This window comes from Leptolyngbya sp. GGD (assembly GCF_026735145.1).
In the GTDB taxonomy this organism is placed as follows: domain Bacteria; phylum Cyanobacteriota; class Cyanobacteriia; order Leptolyngbyales; family Leptolyngbyaceae; genus Leptolyngbya; species Leptolyngbya boryana.
Genome location: NZ_JAPQKE010000001.1, coordinates 934,135 through 960,296 on the forward strand (window position 1 = coordinate 934,135; position 26,162 = coordinate 960,296).

The 26,162-nt window shown below is 47.1% G+C and carries 21 protein-coding genes and 1 tRNA gene; 13 read left to right on the top strand and 9 right to left on the bottom strand.

Annotation, left to right across the window (positions count from 1 at the left end):
• The first annotated feature begins 49 nt into the window (after window positions 1–49).
• Complete coding sequence (locus OU814_RS04320) at window positions 50–1,711, top strand: hypothetical protein (protein ID WP_268180806.1); 1,662 nt, start codon at window positions 50–52, stop codon at window positions 1,709–1,711.
• A 90-nt stretch (window positions 1,712–1,801) separates the two neighbouring features.
• Here OU814_RS04320 and OU814_RS04325 read toward each other — a convergent pair whose 3' ends face one another.
• Both OU814_RS04325 and OU814_RS04330 read right to left on the bottom strand, forming a co-directional pair.
• Window positions 1,802–2,926 (bottom strand): Gfo/Idh/MocA family protein, encoded by a 1,125-nt coding sequence (locus tag OU814_RS04325; RefSeq protein WP_268180808.1) that lies wholly within the window; start codon window positions 2,924–2,926, stop codon window positions 1,802–1,804.
• 217 nt (window positions 2,927–3,143) lie between these two features.
• Window positions 3,144–5,213, bottom strand: a complete 2,070-nt coding sequence (locus OU814_RS04330) for a hypothetical protein (RefSeq protein WP_268180810.1) — start codon at window positions 5,211–5,213, stop codon at window positions 3,144–3,146.
• 203 nt (window positions 5,214–5,416) lie between these two features.
• On the opposite strand from OU814_RS04330, the gene OU814_RS04335 reads away from it, so the two are divergent.
• The 3 genes from OU814_RS04335 (at window position 5,417) to OU814_RS04345 (ending at window position 7,458) form a co-directional block, all read left to right on the top strand.
• On the top strand, window positions 5,417–5,632 hold the full coding sequence (locus OU814_RS04335) for an NAD(P)H-quinone oxidoreductase subunit O (protein WP_017290342.1): 216 nt from the start codon (window positions 5,417–5,419) through the stop codon (window positions 5,630–5,632).
• Between the two features lie 88 nt (window positions 5,633–5,720).
• Window positions 5,721–6,689, top strand: coding sequence for a malate dehydrogenase (gene mdh, locus OU814_RS04340; RefSeq protein WP_268180812.1), 969 nt, complete (start codon window positions 5,721–5,723; stop codon window positions 6,687–6,689).
• 106 nt (window positions 6,690–6,795) lie between these two features.
• The gene (locus OU814_RS04345) at window positions 6,796–7,458 is read left to right on the top strand and encodes a hypothetical protein (RefSeq protein WP_017290340.1); all 663 of its coding nucleotides are present in this window, start codon (window positions 6,796–6,798) and stop codon (window positions 7,456–7,458) included.
• 148 nt (window positions 7,459–7,606) lie between these two features.
• On the opposite strand, the gene OU814_RS04350 is transcribed toward OU814_RS04345, so the two are convergent.
• Window positions 7,607–7,690 (bottom strand) — tRNA-Leu (locus OU814_RS04350).
• 196 nt (window positions 7,691–7,886) lie between these two features.
• Between OU814_RS04350 and murA the strand changes: the two genes are divergently transcribed.
• The gene (gene murA / locus OU814_RS04355; protein ID WP_190653414.1) at window positions 7,887–9,269 is read left to right on the top strand and encodes a UDP-N-acetylglucosamine 1-carboxyvinyltransferase; all 1,383 of its coding nucleotides are present in this window, start codon (window positions 7,887–7,889) and stop codon (window positions 9,267–9,269) included.
• A 50-nt stretch (window positions 9,270–9,319) separates the two neighbouring features.
• The gene (locus OU814_RS04360; protein ID WP_190653413.1) at window positions 9,320–10,177 is read left to right on the top strand and encodes a M48 family metallopeptidase; all 858 of its coding nucleotides are present in this window, start codon (window positions 9,320–9,322) and stop codon (window positions 10,175–10,177) included.
• A 47-nt stretch (window positions 10,178–10,224) separates the two neighbouring features.
• On the opposite strand, the gene OU814_RS04365 is transcribed toward OU814_RS04360, so the two are convergent.
• A complete protein-coding gene (locus OU814_RS04365) occupies window positions 10,225–10,971 on the bottom strand; it encodes an HAD family hydrolase (RefSeq protein WP_268180816.1) in 747 nt (248 codons plus the stop codon).
• Window positions 10,972–11,075: 104 nt separating this feature from the next.
• Here OU814_RS04365 and OU814_RS04370 point away from each other — a divergent pair, with 104 nt between their 5' ends.
• The 4 genes from OU814_RS04370 to katG all read left to right on the top strand — a co-directional run bounded on the left by OU814_RS04370 (window position 11,076) and on the right by katG (window position 18,182).
• The gene (locus OU814_RS04370) at window positions 11,076–13,421 is read left to right on the top strand and encodes a tetratricopeptide repeat protein (RefSeq protein ID WP_268180818.1); all 2,346 of its coding nucleotides are present in this window, start codon (window positions 11,076–11,078) and stop codon (window positions 13,419–13,421) included.
• A gap of 58 nt (window positions 13,422–13,479) precedes the next feature.
• Window positions 13,480–14,427 (top strand): class I SAM-dependent methyltransferase, encoded by a 948-nt coding sequence (locus tag OU814_RS04375; protein WP_268180820.1) that lies wholly within the window; start codon window positions 13,480–13,482, stop codon window positions 14,425–14,427.
• A complete protein-coding gene (locus OU814_RS04380) occupies window positions 14,424–15,248 on the top strand; it encodes an SDR family oxidoreductase (protein WP_268180822.1) in 825 nt (274 codons plus the stop codon). Before OU814_RS04375 ends, OU814_RS04380 begins: the two co-directional genes overlap by 4 nt.
• A gap of 705 nt (window positions 15,249–15,953) precedes the next feature.
• Window positions 15,954–18,182 (top strand): catalase/peroxidase HPI, encoded by a 2,229-nt coding sequence (katG, locus tag OU814_RS04385; protein WP_268180824.1) that lies wholly within the window; start codon window positions 15,954–15,956, stop codon window positions 18,180–18,182.
• A 106-nt stretch (window positions 18,183–18,288) separates the two neighbouring features.
• Here the strand turns inward: katG and OU814_RS04390 are convergent, their stop codons facing one another.
• The 4 genes from OU814_RS04390 to hetL form a co-directional block, all read right to left on the bottom strand.
• Complete coding sequence (locus OU814_RS04390; RefSeq protein WP_268180826.1) at window positions 18,289–18,846, bottom strand: pentapeptide repeat-containing protein; 558 nt, start codon at window positions 18,844–18,846, stop codon at window positions 18,289–18,291.
• Between the two features lie 397 nt (window positions 18,847–19,243).
• Window positions 19,244–20,068 carry an acyl-CoA desaturase gene (locus OU814_RS04395; protein ID WP_268180828.1) on the bottom strand — a complete coding sequence of 275 codons (825 nt, stop codon included), beginning with the start codon at window positions 20,066–20,068 and terminating at the stop codon, window positions 19,244–19,246.
• 200 nt (window positions 20,069–20,268) lie between these two features.
• A complete protein-coding gene (gene hemF, locus OU814_RS04400; protein ID WP_326498276.1) occupies window positions 20,269–21,531 on the bottom strand; it encodes an oxygen-dependent coproporphyrinogen oxidase in 1,263 nt (420 codons plus the stop codon).
• A gap of 112 nt (window positions 21,532–21,643) precedes the next feature.
• Window positions 21,644–22,357, bottom strand: a complete 714-nt coding sequence (hetL, locus tag OU814_RS04405) for a heterocyst differentiation pentapeptide repeat protein HetL (RefSeq protein ID WP_017290328.1) — start codon at window positions 22,355–22,357, stop codon at window positions 21,644–21,646.
• A 218-nt stretch (window positions 22,358–22,575) separates the two neighbouring features.
• Here hetL and psbA point away from each other — a divergent pair, with 218 nt between their 5' ends.
• Together psbA and OU814_RS04415 are read left to right on the top strand one after the other, a co-directional pair.
• The gene (gene psbA / locus OU814_RS04410; RefSeq protein ID WP_017290327.1) at window positions 22,576–23,658 is read left to right on the top strand and encodes a photosystem II q(b) protein; all 1,083 of its coding nucleotides are present in this window, start codon (window positions 22,576–22,578) and stop codon (window positions 23,656–23,658) included.
• A 72-nt stretch (window positions 23,659–23,730) separates the two neighbouring features.
• Window positions 23,731–24,279 (top strand): DUF3122 domain-containing protein, encoded by a 549-nt coding sequence (locus OU814_RS04415; protein WP_268180831.1) that lies wholly within the window; start codon window positions 23,731–23,733, stop codon window positions 24,277–24,279.
• Here OU814_RS04415 and OU814_RS04420 read toward each other — a convergent pair.
• Entirely contained in the window at window positions 24,269–24,631 is a 363-nt protein-coding gene (locus OU814_RS04420; protein ID WP_017290325.1) for an ArsR/SmtB family transcription factor, read from the bottom strand. The two genes, OU814_RS04415 and OU814_RS04420, sit on opposite strands and share 11 nt — an antisense overlap.
• A gap of 481 nt (window positions 24,632–25,112) precedes the next feature.
• Here OU814_RS04420 and OU814_RS04425 point away from each other — a divergent pair, with 481 nt between their 5' ends.
• A complete protein-coding gene (locus tag OU814_RS04425) occupies window positions 25,113–26,150 on the top strand; it encodes an NADP(H)-dependent aldo-keto reductase (protein WP_017290323.1) in 1,038 nt (345 codons plus the stop codon).
• Window positions 26,151–26,162: the final 12 nt, after the last annotated feature.

Genomic DNA, 26,162 nt, shown 5'->3' on the forward strand with positions numbered 1-26,162 from the left:
ATCCACTTGTGAAGAACTAATAAATTATCCGTAATAACACTGGCTTCTTATGGGGAAGTCCCCTAAAGTATGTACAGAAACCGAAACAGATTATCTCTACTCAGAGCCGTTTAGGTCAGGTTGCTCTACCTTTATTCAAGATTTTCAAAGGATTCAACGTGCTGAAGTCTCCACAACACTAAAACCTAATATCAGGCAAGTTGAAATAGCAGCGGGAGCATTTTTACGGAAATGTTGCTGTCTTTATCATTGTAAAGCGATCGCGCTTAAAATTCAGAAGGTGAATGCTGGTTGGAATTTTATGCGATCGTCTCCTTCTCGTTTCCCACCTCGTCGAAATCTCTGGTTTGAGAGAGCGATGGCAGGGTTGGCACTTGTAAATTTGGGACTTGTTGCCTTTGACTTTGCGTATATTCCTTGGCGGGATTTCTGGTTTCGCAACTTTCCAGCCGTCACCCGCCTCTACGATCCGATAAAGGGAATCGAGCCGCATCGCGATACGGAAGCCTATCTAAGTACAGTAAACACTTTAGAGCAAGAACTTCAACAGTTTGGATTAGAAAGTGTGCAGGTACAGACTCGATTGCAAGATTTGCGCGATCGCAGTTCAGAACTTGTGAGCACGAATCCTTTTGCCGTTGCGAATAAAAGCGGCACGCTTGAACGAATCAAGAATCGTATGCGAGAGCATGTATTTGGTCAGCGTCGAGGAGAATCGGCAAAGCAAGCGTTTGCAACATTCTGGAGCCAGGAAAATTTAGCACAGCGAGGCGTAGCCGCAGAACAGAAGTTTTTCAATCAAGAGATTCGTCCTTTAATCGCGGTGAACTACTATCGACCCATTGGAGAGAATGGCGAATTTGTTGATTGGTTTTGGCTCGTTGATGCACCATTTGTTGGAATTTTTGCTTTAGAATTCATTGCTCGAACGTTCTATCTCAGCCGTCGCTATCAAAGTTTGTCTTGGTTAGATGCAATGCTATGGCGATGGTATGACATCTTTTTGCTCTTACCTTTTCTCAGATGGTTACGGGTGATCCCGACTGTGGTTCGGTTGGATCAGTCCGGGATGGTTAACCTTGCGCGGGTGCGGACTCAAGCAAGTCAAGGCTTTGTCGCGAACATTTCTGAAGATATGGCAGAAGTCGTTGTCATACAGGTTATCGATCGCTTCCAAGATGCGATCGCGCGCGGTGAGATTTCACGCTGGCTGATTCAATCTGTGAATCGTCCTTACATTGATCTCAATCAGCGCGATGAGGTTCAAGAGCTTGCAACGCATTTAGTCAAAACGACCGTCTACAATGTTTTGCCAAAGATCAAGCCTGAGCTAGAAGCAGTGCTGAGACATAATGTTGATATGATTCTCAGCCAGTCGCCTGCTTATCAAGGCTTGAAAGCAATGCCATTAGTAGGGGATCTACCGCGTCAGATCAATGAGAGACTCGTGGCAGAGGTCACAAGCGGGGTTTATGATGCGATCGTGCTGGCGCTAGAAGATAAAAAAGGTGGTGAATTGATCAGTCAACTTGTGAAAAGTTTTGGTCAAAATCTGGCAACAGAGTTGCAAGATCAGCGATCGCTGCAAGAGCTTCAGTCTCTAGCAACGGATTTACTCGAAGAGATCAAAGTCAACTATGTGCGGCGATTGAGTGAAGAAGATGTAGAAGGCATTCTAGAGGAGACTCGGCAGATTCGACAGGTTCGCTGAGTGTTCGAGAGAAACGACTTTAAATCTGGGGAGATGGGGAGAATCTACACTTAGATTGCTCCCTATCTCCCCACTCTGCACTTTGTGCCGTTAAGATTGACCCGACGGATCAGCCGCATTGACCAAATCAGGTTGCTTCTCAAGCGGAGGACGCTGAATTGACTGGTGTAGGCCAGGGCGGTGCTCTCGCTGCATCGTGGGAAGCTGAACAAAGCGACCGGATTGAATTGAATCATAGAGTGCTTGAATGATCCGAATATCAATCAAACCTTCTTGCCCCGACGGTTCTGGATCTTTGTTCTGTAAGATGCAATCCGAGAAGTAAACGAACTCAGCTGCAAGCTGATCGTGACCTTCAAACGTTTGAGTTTGAGTCTTGTCGTCGATCGTTAAAATATGCTTCATCTCACCTTGCCCTGAATAACCTGGGTCAACTCGCAAATCGCCTTTTGTCCCGACCACTTGATAACTCGAAGTTTTTGCTGCACCAAAGCTGACCGTAAACGAAGCGAGTTGATCGTCTGGGAAACGCAAAATTGCACTCGACATCTCTGCAACATCTCGAAAACGAGGTTCGTCTTTACTAGCTGCTGTTGCAAAAACCTCGATCGGATCTGCCTGAAAGAGATAGCGAGCCGCATTGATACAGTAGATGCCAATATCATCTAGTGTGCCGCCACCAACTGCTTTCTGAACGCGAATATTTCCCGCATTTACTTGCTGAGTAAACACAGAGTTAAAGATGCGTGGTTCGCCAATTTGCCCAGACTTGAGAATTTCGACTGCCTGCATATTCGCTTCTTCGAGATGCAGACGGTAAGCAATCATCAGCTTGACTTGATTGCGATCGCACGCATCAATCATTTGTTGACACTCGTCTTCTGTCACTGCCATCGGCTTCTCACAGAGAACGTGGATGCCTGCATTTGCAGCACGCACCGTATACTCACAGTGCAGATGATTGGGCAATGCGATATAGACGGCATCCACTTCACCACTGTTTAGGCAGTCTTCGTACTGATCATAAGCATAGGTATGCTGAACTCCATACTGTTTAGCAATTTCTTCTCGCTTTGTTGGGTCGTCTGAAACCAAAGCTACGAGTTCAGAATTTTCAGCATGAGCAAAAGCGGGAAGTGCGGAAGCTTGAGCAAACCAACCCAAGCCGACAACAGCATAGCGAATCTTCCTTTGAGTAACTTGATTGGGAGTCATAATGTTAGGAGAAACGGGATTAGGATGAATTTCAGAGGATCTTTGAAACGTATCGTTCCTTGCATTCACCCGCCCCCGGAATAAAACAGAGCGAGGACACGGTGGATGCGTTTCAACCACTCTTGCAGGCTTACTGTAACGAGCGAAAATAGACCGTTCCTCTTGCTAATGAAAGATTAGGACTAAACCAATTGACTTGAGGTGCATCGAATTCTCATCAGTTAAGAAGGACTTGGGGATCATCATCTAACGAAAGCATGAACTCAATCGCAGCAGTCTGCTCCTCTGGGGTGAATCCCGCAGCTTGATCAATCCAATACTCATGTCCACTACCATCTATGTTCGATCGCACTAAATCAGCATTTGCCCGATTTGCCTCAATCATCGGTTTGCGTAAATTGCGATCGACTAACATCCGCAAGCTTGCCGCTGGATCAGGCAAAACATGCTGCATCAATGTTCCTGCCATCCCAATTTGATCAGCTTGAGTAATTTGATAAGCTCCGGTCACGTCAGGCTGCAATGCTTCTGAACTCGCTGCGACTCCACCATCATGCAGATAAGGAGCAGTGACTGCTAAGCCAATCAAGCTAGGAACTTTGTATGCTCCAGATGGATCATTCAGCGCAAACGCTCTTTGTTGATCAGACTTTGGCGTAATATCCGTTGGAACAGGTAAAACAGGTGGATTTTCAGGCAGGGGAACGGATTCCCCATTGGGATACGTTTTAGGTGCAACGAAGCTTTTGGCAAAGACTTTCAAAGCAGGCGCGCGCGAAGGCTGAGTTTTGACTTCTTGCTGCGAAATGACGTGGTGATTCGTAAACGTGCGTCCACTGTGACATTCTGCACAGCCTGCTCGATCGAAGACTTTTGCGCCTTGCTGCAACTGCTGTAAATTTTGAGCTTCAGAGTAGGGAGGTGGAGCTAAGGTATTTTGCCAAGCAGACATCGCATTCAGTTGTTGACCTACAGGCAACCCTGGAGAACTTGCCATTAAGCCATCTAACATAAATGGTGAGCCTTTCGGATAACCAGGCATCCGAATCACTTCATTGATTGCAGGTTCGCCGGGAGTTGGATCAATTTGATCGAAAAATTCAGCCGGATTCACACCATCGGGTAGACGAAATTTCGGATTTGAAGCATTTTGCAGCAGAATGCCGAGATAGGTCTCTTTATCAATCCCAAGTGATGCCTGACTCCCATCTGCTCCAGTCGTCGTATCAGAATTGGTTGCATGAACATTGCTATTGAGCGTCGTGAGTCCGTGAAACCAGCCAATCGCTGAATGTCCGCTCCAACCGTAAGGATAAGCCTCAAATGTATAAGACGAAGGATTTTGAGAAGGATTATTCGTCATGGTTCCCGTTGAGTCGAAATTACCGGGTGCCCAACTGAGAAAATCTGCATCTACCGCATCTTCTACTGCTTTCGCATCGGGTAGCTGAGCTTCGTTGCCTTGGGCATCAATGTAACGTCGATCGCCGAATTGCAATTGAGTCGGATTGACACCTGTATGTCGGAACATCGCGGCTGAATTCGATGCAGATGCCAGAATTAGCCCCGTGTCCAAATCATTGTTAGGCGCACCTTCTAGAATTTTGCCTGTTTGACGATCGACTGCTGCATGACAAAACGCACAAGTAATTCCAACTCGGACTTTACCTTGAGATAATTCAGTCCGCATTCCGAGCGGTAAAAGCGATCGAGCCGGAATATCTAACCCAGTATTCAACAAGGTTCCTGCTTTGAATTCTCGCCCACCGAGAGTGACATCTCGATCAACTGCAACTTGTAAATTCGTGGTGGGTTGTCCTGCGAGTTTGACGATCGCTTTTGTAATACTTGCTAAATTAATTGGTCCATCTAACGCTCCTACTACATCGGTCAGAAAGCGCTCATTGCCAAAGGTTTCGCGATAAAAGGTATCTCGTCCGAGTGTGAGCAAGTCTTGATTAATCTCGACTGCACCTTGTTCTGGGGAGAGTTGTTCTTTTCCAGCTTCAGTTTGCAGCAGTTGTTCCGCATCGGATGCGCTGACCACGTGACCCAAGACATCGTAGGAACCGAGACTACTGGGCGGCGCTTGAGTCACTGGAGTGTAAGTACTGCTGAGATTCGGCGGTCGCATCGGTAAGACAAGCTCAGCCTGATACCCCAGAAAGCCAAAAAAGATCAAACTTAGCAATAGCGCGATCGCGCGAACTGGCAATCGTTTCGGGTGTGACTCAAGAGAAGATTCTGGAGAAGATTCGACTGGCTCTAGCTTGTTCGATGAACTCATGCATGACCTCGATCGCGCGAATGACCTCCCGTAAAACTAAAAATTTTCTCGGTAAGAATTCGTCTACCTAAAGCGGGAGACGGCTCTATACAAAAAACGACTTGATGAATACGAAGGTTCTCTATGGAAATCCTTACAAACTTGCATCATAATCAATTCAGCTTTTGCAACATAATGATCAGTTAGAGAACACTGAGGTAAGTATGCCAATTAAGAAAGGCGAGATGGTACGCGTTGTGCGTGAGAAGTTAGAAAACAGCGTCGAAGCAAAAGCAAGCGATCCGCGCTTCCCTAGCTATATCTTTGAAACCCAGGGTGAAGTCGTCGATTTGAAGGGCGATTATGCTTTCGTCAAATTTGGCAAAGTTCCCACTCCTAATATTTGGCTGCGTCAAGACCAGCTTGAATCCTTCAAATAGGCGCGATTCTTAAAGGATTCCAATTGTGCCGCTAGTTTCTTGATCGACAGCGCTAAGATGAAATCAAGAAGCACTGGCGGCAATTTTCATGTCTTCTTCTTTTCCAACCTGCTCCCAATTCCGCGTTTCAATCATTGGCTCAGGCAATGTTGGGAGTGCATTAGCTCAGCGAGTTGCAGAGAAAAATTTAGCAGATGTTGTCCTACTTGATGTAGTTCGGGGTCGTCCGCAGGGATTAGCGCTCGATTTGATGGAAGCGCGTGGGGTAGAACGGCACGATCGCCACATTTTTGGAACCAACGACTATCTCGACACAGCAAATTCCGATGTCATTGTGATTACAGCCGGACTGCCGCGCAAGCCCGGTATGAGCCGAGACGATTTGCTTTTAACCAATGCCAAAATCGTGCGCGATGTAGTGAAACAAGCGATCGCACATTCTCCTCATGCGGTGATTATCGTCGTTACGAATCCACTCGATGTCATGACGCATCTCGCTTGGGCAGTGAGCGATCTGCCGCCTCAACAAGTCATGGGCATGGCAGGTGTTCTCGATTCCGCTCGGTTTCAAACCTTTATCGCAATGGAACTGAATGTCTCAGTGTCAGACATTAATGCCACCGTCCTAGGCGGGCATGGCGATCTCATGGTTCCATTGCCTCGATATTCGACTGTCAATGGAATTCCAATTACAGAACTTTTACCCGAAACCACGATCGACAAACTCATCAAACGCACCCGCAACGGCGGTGCAGAGATTGTTGAATTAATGCAGACCGGAAGCGCATTCTACGCACCTGCATCTTCAGCTTGTGCGATGGTTGAAGCAATTTTGTACAACAAATCTCGCCTGTTACCGATCGCCGCCTACCTTCAAGGAGAATATGGACTGAACGAGATCTTCATTGGGGTTCCTTGCCGATTAGGATGCGGTGGCATCGAGAAAATCATCGAACTCAATCTCACAGATTCTGAGTTAACAGCACTTCATACTTCAGCAAAATCGATTCGAGAAAATATTGATCGTGCAAATCAACTTTTAGCAGCTACAGTGTAACCATGCTGAAAAACCCCGCTGTAGGGGGAGTCTGAACATTTAGAAACAGTGCAAACTATCGAAAGGAAATTCATCAACTTTTTGTCACCGCAAGGAACCGAAGAACATGAATCGTCGCTGGCTGATGGGCATAGTGGGTCTGATTTGTCTTGGAACCGTTGGATACACAGTCTCGATCGTGGCTGCAACGCCTGAAGAAATGCTACGTCGCCCATTTAGTTGTCCTGGCTCATCCAAAGCTGAAGCAAAGGATTTTCAGGTCTTGACGGTGCGAAAATGGGAAAAAGGCATTGTAGCTTTGTCGCGTGGAAATTGTCCGAGTGAAGCCAAATCGTTGCAAAAAGAAGCTTCAGTTCAGCCTGCCCTCAGTTATCGAGTGGTCAAACGCAATGGCATGGAATGGAGCCTAAAATCGACAGGCAGTTCCTTCAATCAGAATCCTGACAAACCCACTGCTGGAAAACAGCAAAAACTGATTCGATACCACGTCGGACGGACTCATCCCAACGTTAAAGAGCGCCATACGGTGTTCTATGGTGAAATTTTTTCTCCCGATGTTGCAGCCGTCGAGGTTGTCTTTGATAACGGTAAGGTTCTCCGAGATACAGGCACGAATGGAATGCTACTGCTGGTCGGATCTGGAGCGACGGGTATCTGCGATGTACGGGCTTTAGGGACAGATAATCAGATCTTGCAACGAGACGAGCCGATTCCCGTACGATCGCCGATGGGAAGTAATACCTGTCAACCGATTTCGGGACAATTATAGACTGCTCGATCGATTAAATTTCATCCATAGACTCCAGTGAATTGATAAGTATATATTGATCAATTTCCCGTAATTTGCCGGAGATTAAATTCTTGGGATGATATCAAAAATGGGCTGCCTCCGAAGAGCACAGCCCACTTATCTTAGATGCGGAACCCGGGACTTGAACCCGGAAGTCCTTGCGAACACTAGAACCTGAATCTAGCGCGTCTACCAATTCCGCCAGTCCCGCATTTATCGGTCGCGATCTCCAAGTATCGTGGATTGCATTGAAATTGTCAATCTTTTTGGAAATTGATTTTTTCTGAGTTTACGCAAAACGGGCGACGTGGAATGCCGGGCAGTGCAGAGTGATGCTGGACAATTTCCTGCTTTCCGGTAGAATCTAAACCAACTTTGAAGTCCCAAATCTTAGCGTAAATTTCAACATGCCGACCCAGGAGGACAGACCCATTACTCTCGCGCCCAATTTGTCTCAAGATTCTTCACCTGAAGAAAGTCACTCTGTACTACACATTTGGGGACAACAACCCCTGAGTGGACACGTCAAGATCAGCGGGGCTAAAAATTCCGCCCTTGTCCTCATGGCTGGGTCGATTCTTTGCTCAGGAACTTGTCGGTTACGAAATGTCCCTTCGCTGCTCGATATCACTCGCATTGGCGAGATTTTGTCAGCCTTGGGCGTTAAAGTACTCCACGATCAAGAAGCTGGCATTCTTGATTTGGATGCTTCTGATATTAACCAATCCAAAGCGCCTTACGAAATCGTTAGCAAACTCCGGGCAAGCTTCTTTGTCATTGGTCCCTTGCTGGCGCGTTTAGGCGTTGCTCAAGTGCCGTTGCCGGGTGGATGCTCGATCGGCGATCGTCCCGTTGATTTGCACGTAAAAGGCTTACAAGCCCTGGGTGCAGAAGTCATCATCGAACATGGGGTTGTCAATGCGTACGTGCGTGGAAATCGCAAACGCTTGACAGGCGCACGGATTTATCTCGATTTCCCAAGCGTGGGTGCAACCGAGAATATCATGATGGCAGCGACCTTAGCAGAAGGCGAAACAATTATTGAAAATGCCGCTCAAGAGCCGGAAGTCGTCGATTTGGCGAATTTCTGTAATGCGATGGGTGCAAAGATTCAAGGTGCAGGAACTAACCGGATTGTGATCAACGGCGTTCCCAAATTGCACGAAATTGATTATTCGGTTGTCCCGGATCGGATTGAAGCGGGAACGTTTTTGATGGCGGGTGCAATTACGCGATCGGAAATTAGCTTATCTCCTGTTGTTCCGGATCATTTGAGTGCAGCGATCGCGAAACTCAGCGAAATCGGAATTCATGTGGCAATTGATGCTCCCGATTGTGTTCGAGTTTTGCCTGCCAAAACTTTCCGGGGTACGGATATTGAAACCTTGCCTTTCCCTGGATTTCCTACAGATCTGCAAGCTCCGTTTATGTCATTGCTGACCTTAGCCGAGGGAGACAGCATGATTACAGAGACGCTGTTTGAGAATCGGCTTCAGCATGTGGCAGAACTGAATCGCATGGGTGCAGATATTCGCTTAAAAGGCAATATTGCGATCGTGCGCGGTGTGCCTCAACTGTCTGGTGCGCCTGTCCAAGGTACAGATCTGAGAGCTTCTGCCGCCTTAGTAATTGCGGGCTTGGCAGCGAATGGCATGACGACTGTAAAAGGGTTGAATCACCTCGATCGTGGGTATGACAACATTGAGGCGAAACTGCGAGGACTGGGTGCAAAAATCCAGCGTGCGCTCGATACTTCTGTTGTCAGCGCTCCCATGAAAGTCACCCTCTAAGTTCAGGCGTTTTCGTTATACTGGCTTTGAGAGATTCTGTACGCCTGAACATGTCATTCTCAAAGTCAGCCCTGATTGGGCTAAAAGCTGATCAGTTCCGTCACCCTCTAGATTTAGAGGCAACCCAAGCGTTGAAGCAGTTGCCTGGATTGGATCTGGCAATTCGCGCTCTGTTGGGGAATGTGGCGGAACAATTTTTTTATCTTGAAAATATTGCCTCCAGCATTTTGGTGAGCGAGCAGCAACTCCCTGAGTTGCACCAGCTTTTGGTTGAAGCTTGTAAAGTTTTAGATTTAGACGTGCCGCAGCTTTATGTGCGTCAACATCCTGTACCGAATGCTTATACCTTCGCGATGAGAGGGAAGCAACCGTTTATTGTGATGCACACATCGCTGATTGATCTGCTCACACTTGAAGAGATTCAAGCCGTGATCGCGCATGAATTAGGGCATCTGAAGTGCGATCACAGCGTTTATTTGACGTTGGCAAATCTGCTGATTTTGGCGGCAGGTCAGTTGCCGATGGGAGGCGTTTTGACCCAAGGATTGCAAGCGCAGATTATGAATTGGGTGCGCTGTGCGGAGTTTACTTGCGATCGTGCAGCCTTGCTTGCGACTCAAGATCCGAGAATTACGATGTCGGTGATGATGAAGCTGACGGGAGGATCGCCCAAGTTGGCGAATCAGTTGAATCTCGATGCCTTTATCGCTCAAGCGCGGGCTTACGACGAGGTGAGCAAGACGGAGATTGGAGAGATGTTGAAGCAGTTGCAGACGGCGCAACTATCGCATCCGGTTCCAGTTTTGCGAGCACGAGAAATCGATCGCTGGGCGAGTTCGCAAGAGTATCAGAAGTTAATCAGTGAACGGTCAGAAAAACCCGCGATCGGCGGCTGGCGAAACTGGTAAAAGCAATCAGCGATTTAGCACTCCCACTGCTTCAATCCGTTGGAGTGCTAAATCGCTTGGAGAGTCTTTAGAGATAAGTAGGAGAACTTGTCCACGCTTCCAGAAATGAGAGAACAAGGCTGATCCGGTTCTCCCAATTGATCAACGACGAGCGCAGCCCCAGAAAAATCGTGTTGGCGGGTGTAATCGTTCATTGTGATCACCGTTTTGAGATTGGCTTGCAGGGCAGCTTGCAGTCCTGGATAGGAATCTTCGATCGCAATACAGTCTTCAGGCTCTAAATTCAATTGCTCCAACGCATACAGATAAATATCAGGTGCGGGCTTTTTCTGAGGCACAATGTCCCCTGCTGCAATCACTTCAAACCAATTCGGGCTATCGGGCGCAAGCGTTGTTTCGAGCAGGGCAATCACATTCTCAAATTGGCTCGTTGTCGCGATCGCTAATCTCACGCCTGCGTCTTTTGCCTCTTGAATCAAGCGCTGCACACCGGGACGTAATGGAATTAATCCTTCTTTGACTAGCGTTTGATAATGCTTAGTCTTCGCAGCATGAAGCTGTGCCGCAAACGCTTTGAGATCCGCTTCAGGAGATGGCACATCATACTTTTTCACATAATGCTGAATGCGCTCTTTGCCTCCTGCAACTTCGAGGAGATCGTGATACAGGTCGATCGACCAATTCCAATCCAAGCCAAAATCCGCGAAGGCACGATTGAACGCAATGCGATGTCCATCCCGTTCGGTGTCAGCCAGCGTTCCGTCTACGTCAAAAATTAGAGCCTTAAGTGCCATAAGAATTTTGTAATCAATTTCCTGATTCGTCGAAGATGCGACTGTAGAGAACAATATCAAGATGTGCTTTTAATTACTCAGTGATTTGTTCAGGGGCGAAAACAATGAAGAACGGAAAATGGTTGAACCTAGCTGAATCCTTAACGTTAGTTGGCTCAGGAGTTGGAGCGATCGCATCGATCGCATCTCAACAATTAGCGTTCACTGCTGCTCCCGTGTCTTTTCTGTTACTTTTGAACGTTGCAAATCGCCGTCGTCTTGATAAAGAAACCCTAAACGCGGCAAATCGTAACATTGCTCATCTTGACCAGCGCTTCTCCGATGATATCAAAGCTTTAGATCAGCAAGTGCGAACACTGCCCACCTTTGTTGATCTTGCCAGCGTTCGCAAAACAATTCAGCAGCGGCACGATAACGCGATCGCTCAATTACAGCACAATGTCTCCAGCCGATTGAGCGCGATCGAAAGTCGGGATCATGAACAGCTTGAAAAAGAATTAGAGTACCTGAAGACGAAGTACTCTCAGCTAGCAGAATCGATGGCAACCGTTTCGCAGTATTTGAATCGGTTAGTGACCACAAATCGCGTCGAAAGTGCCGAAAGTGAGATTGCCGAATTACGCACCGAAGTGGAGCAATTAGCGTCGAAACTCAGCGAGGTTTCGACCAGTCAGAAGCAAGTAATTCCGCGGCTGATGCAAGATGAAATTCATCAAATTCATCGGCGGTTGAATAGCTTGCCCTCGCCTTTTGATGCGACTGCTTTAAAGCAAGAAGTAGATGGACTCGTCAAAATTGTCGGAGATTTGGTATCTCGGCGAGATATGGCAAAGCTGATGGCAGAAATTGAAAAAATCCGCCATCAACATCAAGCTTTAGAGCAAACAGTCGTTCCGATGCGATCGGTAAATACCATTATGCGAAAGCAGATGGAAACTTTATCGTCTTGGATGACAACCGGACATCCGGCTTCGCCTGGGAGCAATATCAATCTTGAGCAGTTGCAGAATACCGTCGCTCAACTCGAAGCGCGGTTAGAAGAAAGTGCAAATCTCAAAGATATGCATACCGAAATGGAAACCATGCTCAATGGGCATTTGAGCCATTTGCAAGAGCAATTTGAAAGCGTTCAGCAGCATACCCGCAGTCTCGATCGCCAACAGAAACAGCTTGCTGAATGGATGGGTCGTTTGCCTGAAATGTTGGATGCAAAAGCATTGCAAAATCAGATGAAGTATCTCACTTCTCGTTTAGAAGTCACTGAAGCTCAGCTTTCAGACCTGGTGAATACGCCAAAATCTGAGTATGAATTGATGTTTAACCTATCTCAGGCACAATCTGATCCGTTTTCAAATACTCGCGCTGTGCTACAAGAAGCATTAAGTTCGGCTCAGTCTCGTGTGATTGTGGTATTCCCTTACCCCGACCAGGCAACGCTAGATGCAGAACTGATGCAAAGCTTTCAAGACTTTCTCAATCGGGGAGGACAGCTTGATATTGGTTGGGGACATTTGGGAGATCGGCAAGCGATGCAACAAGCAAAACTGATCTCCGATCGCGAAGCTCCTTCAACCTCCAAGAGCTATATTAAGCAAATTCTGCAACAGCTTACCCAACTCAAGCGCGATTATTCTGAGCAATTTCATTTTAAGATTTTAGGCACGAATGAAAATTTCCTGGTTTGTGATTCCAGCTATGGCGTGGTTGGAATTCAACCAATTCCGACCGCTAGCGTTGCCTTTCCTGAAGTTGCATTTGGCATTCGGACTGAAAATCAAACGGTGATTCAGGGATTAGTCGATCGCTTTAACAAGCCGATGCTCGATGCAAAAGATGTAACGTCGCATTTGAATCGAGCGATCACCCGGTATGAGATGGGCGATTTTCAAGGTGCGATCGAAGACTATTCTAAAGTCGTTGAACTCGATTCAAACCATTACATTGCTTATAACAATCGGGCGCTGATTAAGTTTGAATTGGGGAATTACGCAGAAGCGATCGCAGATTTGAATCGGGCTGTGATTAGTCATTCGGGCAACTGTATTGCTTACTGTAATCGGGGTGTCATTTGGGCACACATGGGTGAGAAAAATAACGCGATCGATGATTTTAGCTATGCCATTCAAGTCGATCCAGCTTGTCTGAATGCCTATTTTCAAAGAGGATTGGCACGGATGAAATTTGAGAATACGCTCGGTGCGATCGATGATTTTACTGCCATGATTTGTATTGATGCAATGAATGCTGTGGCTTACTTTCATCGAGGGCTAGCTCGCAGTAAAGTGAGTGATAAAACTGGAGCGATTCGGGATTTGAAAGAGGCAGCTTGGTTATTTTCGGTACAAGGCGATCAGGCGAAACATCAACATGCGATCGCGGCAATTCATAAACTCCGCAAACGGTTTGTCACCGTAGACACTCCGGATCTGAAGCTCGTTTGTGAGGCTTAATATTGCAGCATCGCGCTTTGCGGTTTAATTGAGAGTGGACGTTACGACCTCGAAGACCATGACTCTCCAAAGTAAGCCTGCCTGGGCTGGCGATGATTTTCTCTCGCGCTGTGTCAATTTGTTGATTCAGACTCAGCCTGTTTACGCGGTGATGAAACAGCAGGCGCGTCAAGTCCTAATTAAAACGGCTGAGCGAAATGGTGTGCCTTGGCGGAAACGAGTTGAAGAATTGGCGACAGCTGAAATTGAACATTCTGCTGCTCAGCTTACCAATCAGAAAGTCAGCTATCCCGATTATTACCAAGTGCCATTTCATGCTTACGAGCACGGGAATCTATGCTGGCAAGCTGCGTTTGAGGCAGAACCTGCGACTCATGCGATGGCACTCCGAGTCTGGAAGGATGAACCGCTGACGTGGGAGGAAGCTCAAGCTCGACTGCGGGGGAGTTTCCACCAGGTACTTGCTCAAAATATTCAACAGCCTGTGCAAGACATTCTCGACATCGGTTGCTCGATTGGACTGTCTACTATAGCTCTACATCGGTTCTATCAGAATCGGCAGCAGCAGCAAGTTCGCACGGTTGGGCTAGATTTATCCCCTTATATGCTGGCAGTCGCTCAGTATCGGGATGGCGATCGCGAGATCAGTCAATGGATTCATGCCAATGCTGAAGCAACCGAGTTGCCCGATTGCTCATTGGATTTGATCACGATCCAGTTTGTGCTGCATGAGTTGCCGCGATATGCGACGATCGCAGTTTTTCAAGAAGCACTGCGATTACTGCGTCCGGGTGGGCATTTGGCAATCGTCGATAACAATCCCAAGTCTCCAGTCATTCAGAATCTACCGCCTGTACTCTTTACGCTGATGAAAAGTACTGAGCCTTGGTCAGATGATTACTACACGTTTAATGTTGAAGCGGCTCTAGAGTCTGTTGGCTTTGAGCAAGTTACAACGGTTGCAAGTGATCCTCGACATCGCACGATTTTGGGATGTAAGCCATGAATTTTCAGAATAAAACGATCATTCTGACAGGAGCATCGGCTGGTATTGGGAAAAATCTCGCGATCGTGCTCGCTCAAAAGGGCGCAAATTTAGTGCTCGCTGCTCGAAATTCGACCGCTTTAGAAGAAACAGTTGCGTTGTGTATCGCACAGGGAGGACAAGCAATTGCAGTCCCGACAGATGTGACTTACCCTGAAGCCTGTCAAAAACTGATTGAATCTGCGATCGCAAGATTTGGACAGATTGATTGTCTGATTAACAATGCTGGCATCTCGATGATTTGTCGGTTTGAGGAAGTCACGGATCTGACAACTTTTGATCAGATTATGCGAGTGAACTATCTAGGAGCTGTGTATTGTACGCATTCTGCTTTACCTCATCTCAAACAAAGCCGGGGGCTTTTAGTTGCGATCTCTTCTCTTTGCGGTAAAACGGGAGTTCCGACACGCACAGGATATGTGGCGAGTAAACATGCAATGCAAGGTTTTTTCGATACACTCCGAATTGAACTGCAAGGGAGTGGTGTCGATGTATTAGTAGTATCTCCGGGATTTGTTGCAACTGACATTCGAGAACGTGCTTTCGATGGAAAGGGGCAACTACTAGGGCAGAGTCCTCGCGATGAAGAACAAGGCACAATGTCTGTAGAGGAATGTGTGCGGCAAATTGTGGGTGCAATGGAAAGACGGAAACGAGAGCATTTGATGACCTTGAAAGGCAAAGCAATTCCGTGGGTAAAACTCATCGCGCCGGGGCTAGTCGATCGCATCGCTGCCTATGCTGCGCGTGTTAAGGCGGAGAAAAATAGCCCTCTTGCGTAAATCCCTGCGTCTTGACCCAAAGCAATATGCCATGAAGCACAGGACTAGATGATTCAACCCTCTCCAAGATCGCCCTACAAAGTGATCCAGTCCTAGTTCTTCCTTTAGGTGCTGATAAGCTTGCTCGATCGTCCAGCTTTGATGTGCCCAAGCCAAGAGTTGCAGCAAAAAAGTTGGGCGTTGCTGAATCACAGTATGTTTTCTTCGTTTGAATCGGTTGCAGCCCTCACCCCAACCCTTTCCCAAATTGGGAGAGGGAGCCAGAATTCTAGTTCCCCTTCTCCCAAATTGGGAGAAGGGGTTAGGGGATGAGGGCAGAATTCATGCCATCATTCAGCAACGCCAAAAGCTGAGATGGAAGCATTAGAAACTTAATACCGAATCGTCCCATCTTCAAACTTCTTTGCATCTTTGAAGGTCATGTTCTGCTTGCGCTTTAGTTCTATTCCTATTGTAGAAAGTCTTCACGCTACTTAACGGAGTAGTATCTGCGCGCAACCAAAGCATAGGTAGGCTAGCTCTTTAGCTATTCATGTAAACAATGGCTTCAAATTACTATCTATTGTCTCGAATCATGACGTTAATTATATTCTTCTCCAATTATATTTCTCATCTATTATCCCAGTAATCACATCTGTGCTATTTGTCTACAACACTGGCAATTCATCAAAAAAATCTATTCACACACCTCAGGAGGAAACCACTATGAGCAGCGAAAGTGGATGTCCATTTATGGGCGGAGGTCAGAAACTTCAACCTCGTCATGTACCGACAAACCGAGAGTGGTGGCCGAATTATTTGAATCTGAACATCCTCCATCAGCATCCCCCCCAGGCAAATCCTATGGGTGAGGAATTCAACTACGCGGAGGAGTTCAAGAGCCTTGATTTAGCTGCCCTTAGAGCAGATATCTACGAGCTGATGACGACCTCTCAGGACTGGTGGCCAGCCGATTACGGTCATTATGGACCGCTCTTCATCCGAATGGCTTGGCACAGCGCAGGTACGTATCGGATTGGCGATGGTCGGGGTGGCGCAGGCTCGGGTAGTCAGCGCTTTGAGCCGCTCAATAGTTGGCCAGACAATGCCAACCTCGATAAGGCGCGCATGTTGCTTTGGCCGATTAAGCAAAAATATGGCAAGAAAATCTCGTGGGCTGATCTCATGGTCTTTGCGGGCAACTGCGCTCTGGAGTCGATGGGCTTCAAGACGTTGGGCTTTGCTGGCGGGCGCGTGGATATCTGGCAGCCCGAGGAAGACATCTACTGGGGGTCTGAGAAAGCTTGGCTCGGCAATGAGCGTTACCAAGACGATCGAGTTCTGCTGAATCCCCTTGCCGCTGTTCAGATGGGTCTGATCTACGTGAACCCGGAAGGACCAGACGGCGAGCCTGATCCAGTGGGTTCAGGTCGCGATATTCGCGAGACCTTTGGTCGGATGGCGATGAATGATGCAGAGACAGTCGCGCTGGTGGCGGGCGGACATACCTTTGGCAAATGTCACGGTGCGGGCGATCCATCGCATGTTGGTGCTGAACCTGGAGGTGCGACTATCATCGATCAGGGACTGGGCTGGAAGAGCACCTTCAACACAGGTATCGGTGTCGATGCAATCACCAGTGGGATCGAAGGTGCATGGACTACTCATCCGACTCAGTGGGATAACAACTACTTCGAGAACCTATTTAACTATGAGTGGGAATTGACAAAGAGTCCTGCTGGCGCGCATCAATGGGTGCCTAAGAATGGTGCTGGGGCAAATACAGTGCCGGATGCACATGATCCATCAAAACGGCATGCTCCCATGATGACCACAGCCGACATGGCAATGAGGATGGATCCTACCTATGAGCCGATTTCGCGGCGTTACTATGAGAACCCGAATGAGTTTGCAGATGCGTTCGCCAAAGCATGGTTCAAGCTGACACACCGCGACATGGGACCACGATCGCGTTATCTCGGTTCAGAAGTTCCTGAGGAAGAATTCTTGTGGCAAGATCCCATTCCCACAGTTGACCATGAATTGATCAATGAGTCGGACATTGCCACTCTCAAAGGCAAGATTCTGGCTTCGGGACTATCTGTTTCCCAACTGGTTTCGACGGCTTGGGCATCAGCATCAACGTTTCGCTGCTCTGATATGCGGGGTGGAGCGAACGGAGGGCGCATTCGTCTCGCGCCGCAGAAGGATTGGAAAGTCAATGAACCCGCCCAATTGGCAACAGTAATCCAAACGTTAGAAGCGATCCAACGGGAGTTCAACACCTCGCAGTCTGGCGGCAAGCGGGTTTCGCTTGCTGACTTGATCGTTCTGGGCGGATGTGCAGGCATTGAACAAGCTGCAAAAAATGCGGGTCACGACGTAACGGTTCCCTTCCAACCGGGACGCACGGATGCGGTGCAAGAGAAAACAGATGTCGAGTCCTTCGCTGTGCTCGAGCTAACGGCAGACGGGTTTCGCAACTACTCTAGCGGCAACCACAGCGAATCGCCCGAAGAGTTGCTGGTCGATCGAGCACAATTGTTGTCTCTATCAGCCCCTCAGATGACGGCTCTCTTGGGCGGCTTGCGCGTCTTGGGGGCGAACTTTGGAGGAGCCAAACAGGGTGTCTTCACCCATCGACCCGAGACGTTGACTAATGACTTCTTCGTCAACCTGCTCGACTTAGGCACGACATGGAAGGCGACTTCTGAAGATGAGTATGAGTTCGAGGGGAGCGATCGCAAAACGGGTGAACCCAAATGGACTGCGACCCGCGTTGACCTTATCTTTGGGTCAAATTCTCAGCTTCGCGCGCTTGCAGAAGTCTATGGCGCGGAGGACTCGCAACCGAAATTTGTGCAGGACTTCGTGGCAGCGTGGAATAAGGTGATGAACCTCGATCGCTATGATCTTCGTGCGGTTTCGGCGAAAAGCGCTGCGAGGGGCTTCTAAGCATCACTCATCCTCCGAGGTAAGCCACTCTTTCTCCCAAGGGCTTACCTCAAGAATTCTCATTTCGAGAACTGATCGAGAGAGCACATTGAAATCACAATTGCATTCAGGTTGCGAGGCTAGGATCATCGCCTTCTAGCATCGTGCCCTTGAGCGTCGTGTCTTTGAGGTCTGCGCCGCTCAGGTTAGCATTCTCTAGAGAAGCATCTGTTAGATTTGCTTGCTCTAGTTCAGCATTGGCGAGGTCTGCTTCACTCAAATCCGCAGCCTCTAAGTTTGCACCACTCAGTATGGCTTGATTGAGATCTGCCTGGGTTAAGGTCGCTTGAATGAGATTTGCTACTTCGAGATCGGCATTGCTCAAATCCGCACGATCGAGCAATGCGCCTTCTAAAATTGTGCCTCCTAGCATGGCATTACTGAGATTTGCCCCTGTCAAATCGGCTCCCGCTAGGTCTGCCCCACTCAGGTCGGTGCTGCTGAAGTCAGTATTGATCAAGGTCGCGTTTCTTAGGCTCGCGCCTTCTAAGTTAGCACCTGCGAACACGGCATTACTGAGATTCACCCCTGATAAATCTGCTTCTGCGAGATCTACGTTACTAAAGTCGCGATCGCCACTTTCATACCGCTGCTGTAGTTGCTGAACGTCTATCGGTTGTACCATCGCAAACCTCCTAGTCCCCTTATGTCGCTTTCTTCGGCTTTTGTAAAGTTTGAGTGTATGGGTTCTCACTACGAAAAGCGTCTACCTGTTGTCATACGCCCCGCAATCAAAACACTTCTTAATACTTCCGATTTACATCCATCCGATGTTGTAGCGTTTTTAGTTAAGGCAATCCTTTCGGGTTACTTAATCTTTTTGACTGATTCTGACTTGAAATCGACAGTCAATCAAGGCATCAAAGGGCACGATGGGCTGAACCTATAGCCTAACCCTATCCGTGTAAGAACTCACCCCCGAAAGTCAGACTCGGCAGACCTATTGAATTTTCGTCAATTTTTTCATTCCCAGAGGAACAGAAGAGGGACATAAGGAGCCTGTGAGGAAGAATTTCCCGCAGCTAAGGGGGCAGGATAACTTTTTGAGCTAACCCAACCTGTCTAAGCAGCCAAATTGCCCACCACGTTACATCGATTTCCCACCAGCGCCATCCTGCTTTCGCTACATGAGGATAAGCATGATGATTGTTATGCCACCCTTCACCATAGGTCAGAATTGCTGCCCACCATAAATTTCGAGAGCCATCGGGAATATCAAACGATCGATATCCCCAAACATGCGTCACAGAATTAATAAACCAAGTACTATGCCAGAGCAGCACCGCTCTGACAAACATGCCATAAATCACGAACGACCAACCGCCAATCGCATAGAGCAAGAGTCCGAGCGGAAGCTGTAGGAGAACAAAGTAACGATTCAACCACCGATAGAATGGATCGCGCGCAAGATCTGGCGCAAAGCGTTTATATTGCTCATAGTCAAAAAACTCAGCATGAGGATAGAAGATCCACAGCATATGACTCCACCAGAAGCCTCGCCGAGCAGAGTAAGGATCTTTCTCTTCATCTTCTGTATGAGCATGATGTAAGCGATGTCCAGCTACCCAAAAAATTGGTCCGCCTTGTAAAGCTAAAGCACCAATCAGTGCGATTGCATATTCCAACCCTTTCGGAACTTGAAAACTTCGATGGCTCAACAAGCGATGATACCCCAGACAAATCCCAATGCTGCCAAAGAACCAATGAAGCACTAGCATTGTCCCCAAAGCTGACCATGAAAAGAACCAAGGTGCTAGCAGTGCAAGGGCATGAATCAGTGCAAAAAATGCGACGGTTCCCCAATTCAAAGGCGGATTAGACCTTGACGATAAAGATTCAGATGACATAACGTTCTTCCTCAACCACACTATCAGTCAATTAGAGCCATTCCTATGACGTTACTGAAGCTTGTAGCAGTGCTGAGATCGCTGGATAGCGAACAGCTCGTTCAGAACTCATTAATTCACTGCATCACTAGCCAGTAAAGAATGGCAGCAGAATCATGGAATGCTCATCACTCCATGATCTTTTGCATTAAGCTTAGCGCTTAGACATCTTCTGGATAGAGATTGCTATAGCGATTGAGTTCATCGACAGTAATCAGATTTTTCAGTCCTTCTTGACGCGATCGCAGAAGTTCCTGGCTCAGATGTGCAATTTCGCCGTCTGGTAAGTCTGCTTGTGCTAGCTCATCAAAAAACTGATGATAAACATCCCGAAGCTGATGAGCAAACTTAAATCGAAGTTGCTGGGCTTGGAGTCGCTTTTGTGCCAGCGTCGATTCTGGTGCTTGATTTGCCCAATCTTGCGGCTTGAGAAAGACTTCGGTCAGTTCAGCTTCTGGGCTACCCGGTTCCGACTCGTAGGCATATTCCCATCGAGCCAGGGGTGGCAATGACATGAGAATCGATTCAGTCCGTCCATTCGTTTGCAAGCCGAATACAGTGCCACGATCGTAGACCAAATTAAATTCGGCATAGCGTCCTCGGCGGTAAAGTTGGAAATTGCGTTCGCGATCGCCATAGTTCATTGATTCGCGTTTTTGCGCGATCGGTAAGTAAGCAGGAAGAAACGCATTCCCACAGCTTTGAACGAAGGCAAAAAGTTCTTCCCAAGTCCGAGGAACAGAACCAACTTGCTGACTATATTGTGCAGCGAGTGACTCTGATTGTGATCCGACATAAAGCGATCCATTACCATCCTGGTAATCGAAGAAGATGCCGCCAATACCTCGCTGCTCTTGACGATGACGCAAGTAAAAATACTCGTCACACCACAATTTGAAGGCAGGATAGTAAGCCGGATGATGGGCATCGCAGGCATTTTTTAGGGTTTGATGGAAGTGAATAGCATCTTCTGCGAAAGGATAGTACGGTGTTAAATCTGCACCGCCGCCAAACCACCAAATCGAACCTGCTTCAAAGTAGCGATAGTTGAGGTGAACAGTCGGAACATAAGGGTTGCGAGGATGCAGTACCATTGAGATTCCAGTGGCGAAGAAAGGCTGTCCAGCAGCCTCTGGACGCTGTGCCAGAATAGAGGGGGGCAAACTTTCACCCCAAACCTCAGAAAAGTTCACGCCACCTTGTTCAAACACTCGCCCATCGCGAATCACGCGAGTCCTTCCCTCGCCGCCTTCGGTGCGTTCCCAATGGTCTTCTTGAAATTTTGCTTCTCCATCTAGTTGCTCTAGTGCAGCACAAATTTCATCTTGTAGGTTCTGGACAAATTGTTTTGCTCTCTGCCGTGAGTCTACAGGGGGCAGAGAGTTTGTCAAAGAATTGAATTGCAAAAGAGTATTTCTAGCCATAGCAGGGGTAGTGAGTTGCTTTAATCACTCTATGGTTATTAAACTGACTAACTACAAAACTGTTTCAAAACTTAATACAAAGCGTTAAATCATCAAACGAGCTAGAAAGGCTCTAATCATGCACGCTTCCATCGGGCATAATTGCGCCTTGCAAATCTGCATCGGTCAAATCGGTTCCCGTCAGATCTGCACCTTGCAAATTCGCATTGCATAGGTTTGCGCCGCTCAAGTTCGCATAACTTAAATCAGCCCCGCGCAAACTTGATGCACTCAAGTCCGTAATCAAATCTCCCCAGAGCAATCTGCGACTCAAATTTGCTCGACATAGCTTCGCACCATCTAGATCCGCATGATGAAGTACCACAGCCCCCAAATCGGCATAGCTCAAATCTGCACCACTCAACACTGCAAATCCGAGATCCGTTCGTTGGTCAGAACTAGGACGAAGATCCGCTTCAATTAACAATGCGTGTGAGAGCTTGGCATGAGTGAGATTTGCACCGCATAAACTCGCTTTCACTAAATTGGCTTCATCTAATCGAGCGTGGACTAACTTGGCTCCCGTGAGATCAGCCTCACGTAAACTGACTCGATATAAATCTGCTTCACTTAAATCAGTTCCCCAAAGAATTGCTTCACTTAAGTTTGCTTCGCGCAGACAAGCTTGATGAAAGTTAATTTTGCCGAGTCGCGTCTGACGTAGATCTGCATGACTAAAATCGGCTCGGCTCAAGTTCGCATTGGTTAGCTCAGCATCTTGTAAAGCAATGCGCTGAAAGTTGCGTTCTCCAGTGTTATATCGTTTGAGTAGCTCATCTACTTTCATCGCGTTCACTCTTCCTCGATCGTAGTTTCATTCTTCATCTTATGCTGTGAGTGCTGGAATACAGCCCACCCCAGATACGATGTTTCTTCGAGCATGACTATACTCTCGAAAAAATCAAGAAATGGGCTTGACATTTTATAACTATCTAGCTATTAAGTTAGATAGCTGATTATTCAGACTACTTTGTATTTTACTCATCCATACGGATTTATCAACTCATGACAACGCTATTGCAAAGACGTGATCGTGTCCCCCTCTGGGATCGCTTCTGTGATTGGATTACGAGTACCGAGAATCGGCTTTATATTGGTTGGTTTGGGGTGTTGTTGATTCCGACTGCGCTGACCGCCGCGATCGTATTTATTCTTGCGATGATTGCGGCTCCTCCGGTAGATATTGATGGCATTCGAGAACCCGTTTCTGGGTCATTGCTCTACGGAAATAACATTATTACAGCGACCGTTGTGCCAACTTCTGCGGCAATTGGCTTACATTTTTATCCCATTTGGGAAGCCGCTTCATTGGATGAATGGCTCTACAATGGTGGTCCTTATGAATTGATTGTCTTTCACTTCCTGATTGCGATTTTCGCCTACATGGGGCGGCAATGGGAATTGAGCTATCGCCTAGGAATGCGTCCTTGGATTCCAGTTGCATTCTCTGCTCCAGTCGCAGCAGCAACCTCTGTACTCCTGATTTACCCGATCGGACAAGGAAGCTTTTCTGATGGTTTGATGCTCGGCATTTCAGGAACGTTCAACTTTATGATTGTGTTCACAGCTGAACATAACATTCTTATGCACCCGTTTCACATGCTAGGGGTGATCGGGGTCTTTGGAGGTGCATTATTCAGCGCAATGCATGGTTCATTAGTGACATCTTCTTTGATTCGCGAAACAGCAGAAACGGAATCTCAGAACTATGGCTATAAGTTTGGGCAAGAAGAAGAAACCTACAATATCATCGCTGCACACGGGTACTTTGGGCGATTGATCTTCCAGTATGCGAGCTTCAACAATTCGCGCTGGCTACACTTCGTGCTTGCTGCTTTTCCAGTGATGGGAATTTGGTTTGCTGCTCTGGGAATTAGCACCATGGCGTTTAATCTCAATGGGTTTAACTTCAATAGTTCGATTCTCGATAGTCAAGGGCGAACGATCGAGACTTGGGCAGATTTGCTCAATCGAGCAAATGTTGGGATTGAAGTGATGCACGAGCGCAATGCTCACAATTTTCCGCTTGATTTAGCATCAGGTGCAGCTCAACCGCTAGCACTGATAGCCCCGACCATCCAGAGTTAGTCTGATCTTCCTTCATCAACGAGCGTCCTCTAACCAGGACGCTTTCTTGCCAGAGTTTTTAGGAGAGCCTGAATGAAATCCCCCATCCGAGAATTCTTTTTCTGGTCATTGCTGAGTACCTGGGTAATGGTGATCTCACTAGGATTAGGAGTATTGATGAGTTCACCTGCAAGGGCAGAGATTCGGCAGTTAGAAGAAGCACCGGGACAAAGTGTGATCCAATCTCGACAATTGCTGCAAGACCAGCATGGAAATCGCTGGCAAGCGATCGCATTTCAACGCAGTTATCCCAATGGTCAAACCAGTTTTGATCTCAGGCTTGTGGGGTTTCCGGGAATTGCCAACATTGATCACTCTCAGCCTTTGATGCTCACAAATTCTTTGGGCGCAAATTTGACTGCTCACGCAAATGATCAAGAAATTTTTACCGATAAAACTCATCCCGAACCGAATGTTGGGCAATACGATTTACAATCTGTATTCCCTCAGATGCAGGCAGAAATTCCACTCAAACTTTCAATCCCAACGCTTCAAGACGAGTCGGTTCGTCTCTCAGTTTCACCTTTGATTATTCAGGAATGGAAGGCTGTTGCAAGCAGTGAATTGCAGATTAAAAAATAGAGGTTTTATTCCGTAAACTCTTTAAGCTTGCCGCTTGCTGTTGGACTCGTTCACTGATGCGATCGCACGCTAGCTCGCAAAACTCAAAAATCATTGGATCAGCGATTTCGTAGTAGGCACTTGTACCTTTCGCCTCCCGCGATAAGATTCCGGCTTGATAGAGCACTTTGAGATGCTTTGATAAATTCGCCTGCCCTAAACCTGTTGCTTCGGAGATTTCCATCACATTCATCGCGCCCGATCGCAAACAAGTCAGAATCTGAAGCCGACTCATCTCTGACAAGACTTTGAAATAGTCGGCAACAGCAGCAAGAATCGCTGGATCTGCTTTTGATGGTTTAGTTTTTGGCATAGGGTAATTCAGCAATCAATAGGGTAATTTTATAACTAATTAGGATTATAGCCAATTACCGAACTAACTCAGATTAGAGCGTCGATCATAGATATACATAGATATGAATGCTTGAAAAGACTTGTGCTATGTCACGTGCATAGTAAGAGAGAGCATTATCAGCTTAACTCTGAAGATATAAAACCTGTGGAGACCTTCGCTCTTTAGCGTTGCTAAATGCTGCGCGGACTTCGTTTGTGTAGCCGCGAATTCCATTCGCACGGCATTTGTCGCAAACATTCTTCAATTCGGTATCAGGTCTATTTTTGAGTAGATGCTATCTTTGTGTGATTTCTTCGCTATAATACTACGGTGAATCGACCAACTCACCGTAGTATTTCATAAAATCGCCAAATGTTAGTTTTTGCTGAGCAAATTCCGTTAATTTGGTCAAACCGATCAAGCTTTATTTGATGATTCCTTCAAGTCACAACTAGAATTTATGCAATACAATTCCCTTGGTGAAAGTAACCTCAAAGTTTCTGAAATTTGCCTAGGTACGATGACCTTTGGGCAGCAAAATACAATCGAAGAAGCCCATCAACAACTTGATTACGCTCTCGATCGTGGCATTAATTTTATTGATGCCGCAGAAATGTATCCTGTTCCGCCACGTGCTGAAACTCATGGCGTGACTGAAACTTACATTGGTGAGTGGCTAAAATACCAGCAAAGAGACAAAGTGATTGTCGCCACGAAAGTGATTGGTGCAGGACGACGGTTCAAATGGGTACGTGAGGGGGTGAACAAAGTCGATCGCAATAGTGTACAACAAGCGATCGACGATAGCCTCAAGCGGCTCCAAACTGATTATGTCGATCTGTACCAAATTCATTGGCCCGATCGCTATGTGCCGCAATTTGGACAAACCATTTTTGATCCCAAGCAAGAGCGGGAAACAGTTCCCATTGCTGAACAGTTGGAAGTATTTGCAGATCTGATCAAGGCTGGAAAAATTCGCTACTTGGGACTGAGCAATGAAACCCCTTGGGGCATTACAACGTTTAGCTATCTTGCTCAACAATTAGGATTACCGAAAGTGGTGTCAATTCAAAATGCTTACAACTTATTGAATCGGGTCTTTGATTCTGCATTGGCAGAAGCTTCGTACCGCGAGAATGTGGGTTTACTAGCTTATAGTCCTTTAGCATTTGGATTTTTGTCTGGAAAGTATTTACAAGGCGATCCTGGAACGACTCGAATTACCCTATTTGAGCAGTTTGGACAGCGTTATCTTAAACCTAGAGTCAAGGAAGCGGTTGCGGCTTATGCTGAGGTTGCAAAACGTCACAACCTTAGTCCGACAGCATTAGCGTTAGCATTTGTTCGGAGTCGTTGGTTTGTGAGCAGTACTATTATCGGTGCAACAACCCTAGACCAACTTCGAGAAAATATCGATAGCATCAAGGTTGATCTAACTCCAGACATTCTCAAAGACATTGAGGAAGTTTACACGCAATATCCCAATCCGGCTCCTTAAGTCGGTTTGCAC

Bases quoted from the DNA above. Each gene is read 5' to 3' on its own strand.
- murA (WP_190653414.1), top strand. From the start codon at position 7,887: ATGCCGACCCAGGAGGACAGACCCATTACTCTCGCGCCCAATTTGTCT.
- OU814_RS04415 (WP_268180831.1), top strand. From the start codon at position 23,731: ATGAAATCCCCCATCCGAGAATTCTTTTTCTGGTCATTGCTGAGTACC.
- hetL (WP_017290328.1), bottom strand. From the start codon at position 22,357: ATGAAAGTAGATGAGCTACTCAAACGATATAACACTGGAGAACGCAAC.
- OU814_RS04325 (WP_268180808.1), bottom strand. From the start codon at position 2,926: ATGACTCCCAATCAAGTTACTCAAAGGAAGATTCGCTATGCTGTTGTC.
- OU814_RS04360 (WP_190653413.1), top strand. From the start codon at position 9,320: ATGTCATTCTCAAAGTCAGCCCTGATTGGGCTAAAAGCTGATCAGTTC.
- OU814_RS04320 (WP_268180806.1), top strand. From the start codon at position 50: ATGGGGAAGTCCCCTAAAGTATGTACAGAAACCGAAACAGATTATCTC.
- mdh (WP_268180812.1), top strand. From the start codon at position 5,721: ATGTCTTCTTCTTTTCCAACCTGCTCCCAATTCCGCGTTTCAATCATT.
- OU814_RS04395 (WP_268180828.1), bottom strand. From the start codon at position 20,068: ATGTCATCTGAATCTTTATCGTCAAGGTCTAATCCGCCTTTGAATTGG.
- OU814_RS04330 (WP_268180810.1), bottom strand. From the start codon at position 5,213: ATGAGTTCATCGAACAAGCTAGAGCCAGTCGAATCTTCTCCAGAATCT.
- OU814_RS04420 (WP_017290325.1), bottom strand. From the start codon at position 24,631: ATGCCAAAAACTAAACCATCAAAAGCAGATCCAGCGATTCTTGCTGCT.
- OU814_RS04345 (WP_017290340.1), top strand. From the start codon at position 6,796: ATGAATCGTCGCTGGCTGATGGGCATAGTGGGTCTGATTTGTCTTGGA.
- OU814_RS04365 (WP_268180816.1), bottom strand. From the start codon at position 10,971: ATGGCACTTAAGGCTCTAATTTTTGACGTAGACGGAACGCTGGCTGAC.
- katG (WP_268180824.1), top strand. From the start codon at position 15,954: ATGAGCAGCGAAAGTGGATGTCCATTTATGGGCGGAGGTCAGAAACTT.
- OU814_RS04425 (WP_017290323.1), top strand. From the start codon at position 25,113: ATGCAATACAATTCCCTTGGTGAAAGTAACCTCAAAGTTTCTGAAATT.
- hemF (WP_326498276.1), bottom strand. From the start codon at position 21,531: ATGGCTAGAAATACTCTTTTGCAATTCAATTCTTTGACAAACTCTCTG.
- OU814_RS04390 (WP_268180826.1), bottom strand. From the start codon at position 18,846: ATGGTACAACCGATAGACGTTCAGCAACTACAGCAGCGGTATGAAAGT.
- OU814_RS04335 (WP_017290342.1), top strand. From the start codon at position 5,417: ATGCCAATTAAGAAAGGCGAGATGGTACGCGTTGTGCGTGAGAAGTTA.
- psbA (WP_017290327.1), top strand. From the start codon at position 22,576: ATGACAACGCTATTGCAAAGACGTGATCGTGTCCCCCTCTGGGATCGC.
- OU814_RS04380 (WP_268180822.1), top strand. From the start codon at position 14,424: ATGAATTTTCAGAATAAAACGATCATTCTGACAGGAGCATCGGCTGGT.
- OU814_RS04375 (WP_268180820.1), top strand. From the start codon at position 13,480: ATGACTCTCCAAAGTAAGCCTGCCTGGGCTGGCGATGATTTTCTCTCG.
- OU814_RS04370 (WP_268180818.1), top strand. From the start codon at position 11,076: ATGAAGAACGGAAAATGGTTGAACCTAGCTGAATCCTTAACGTTAGTT.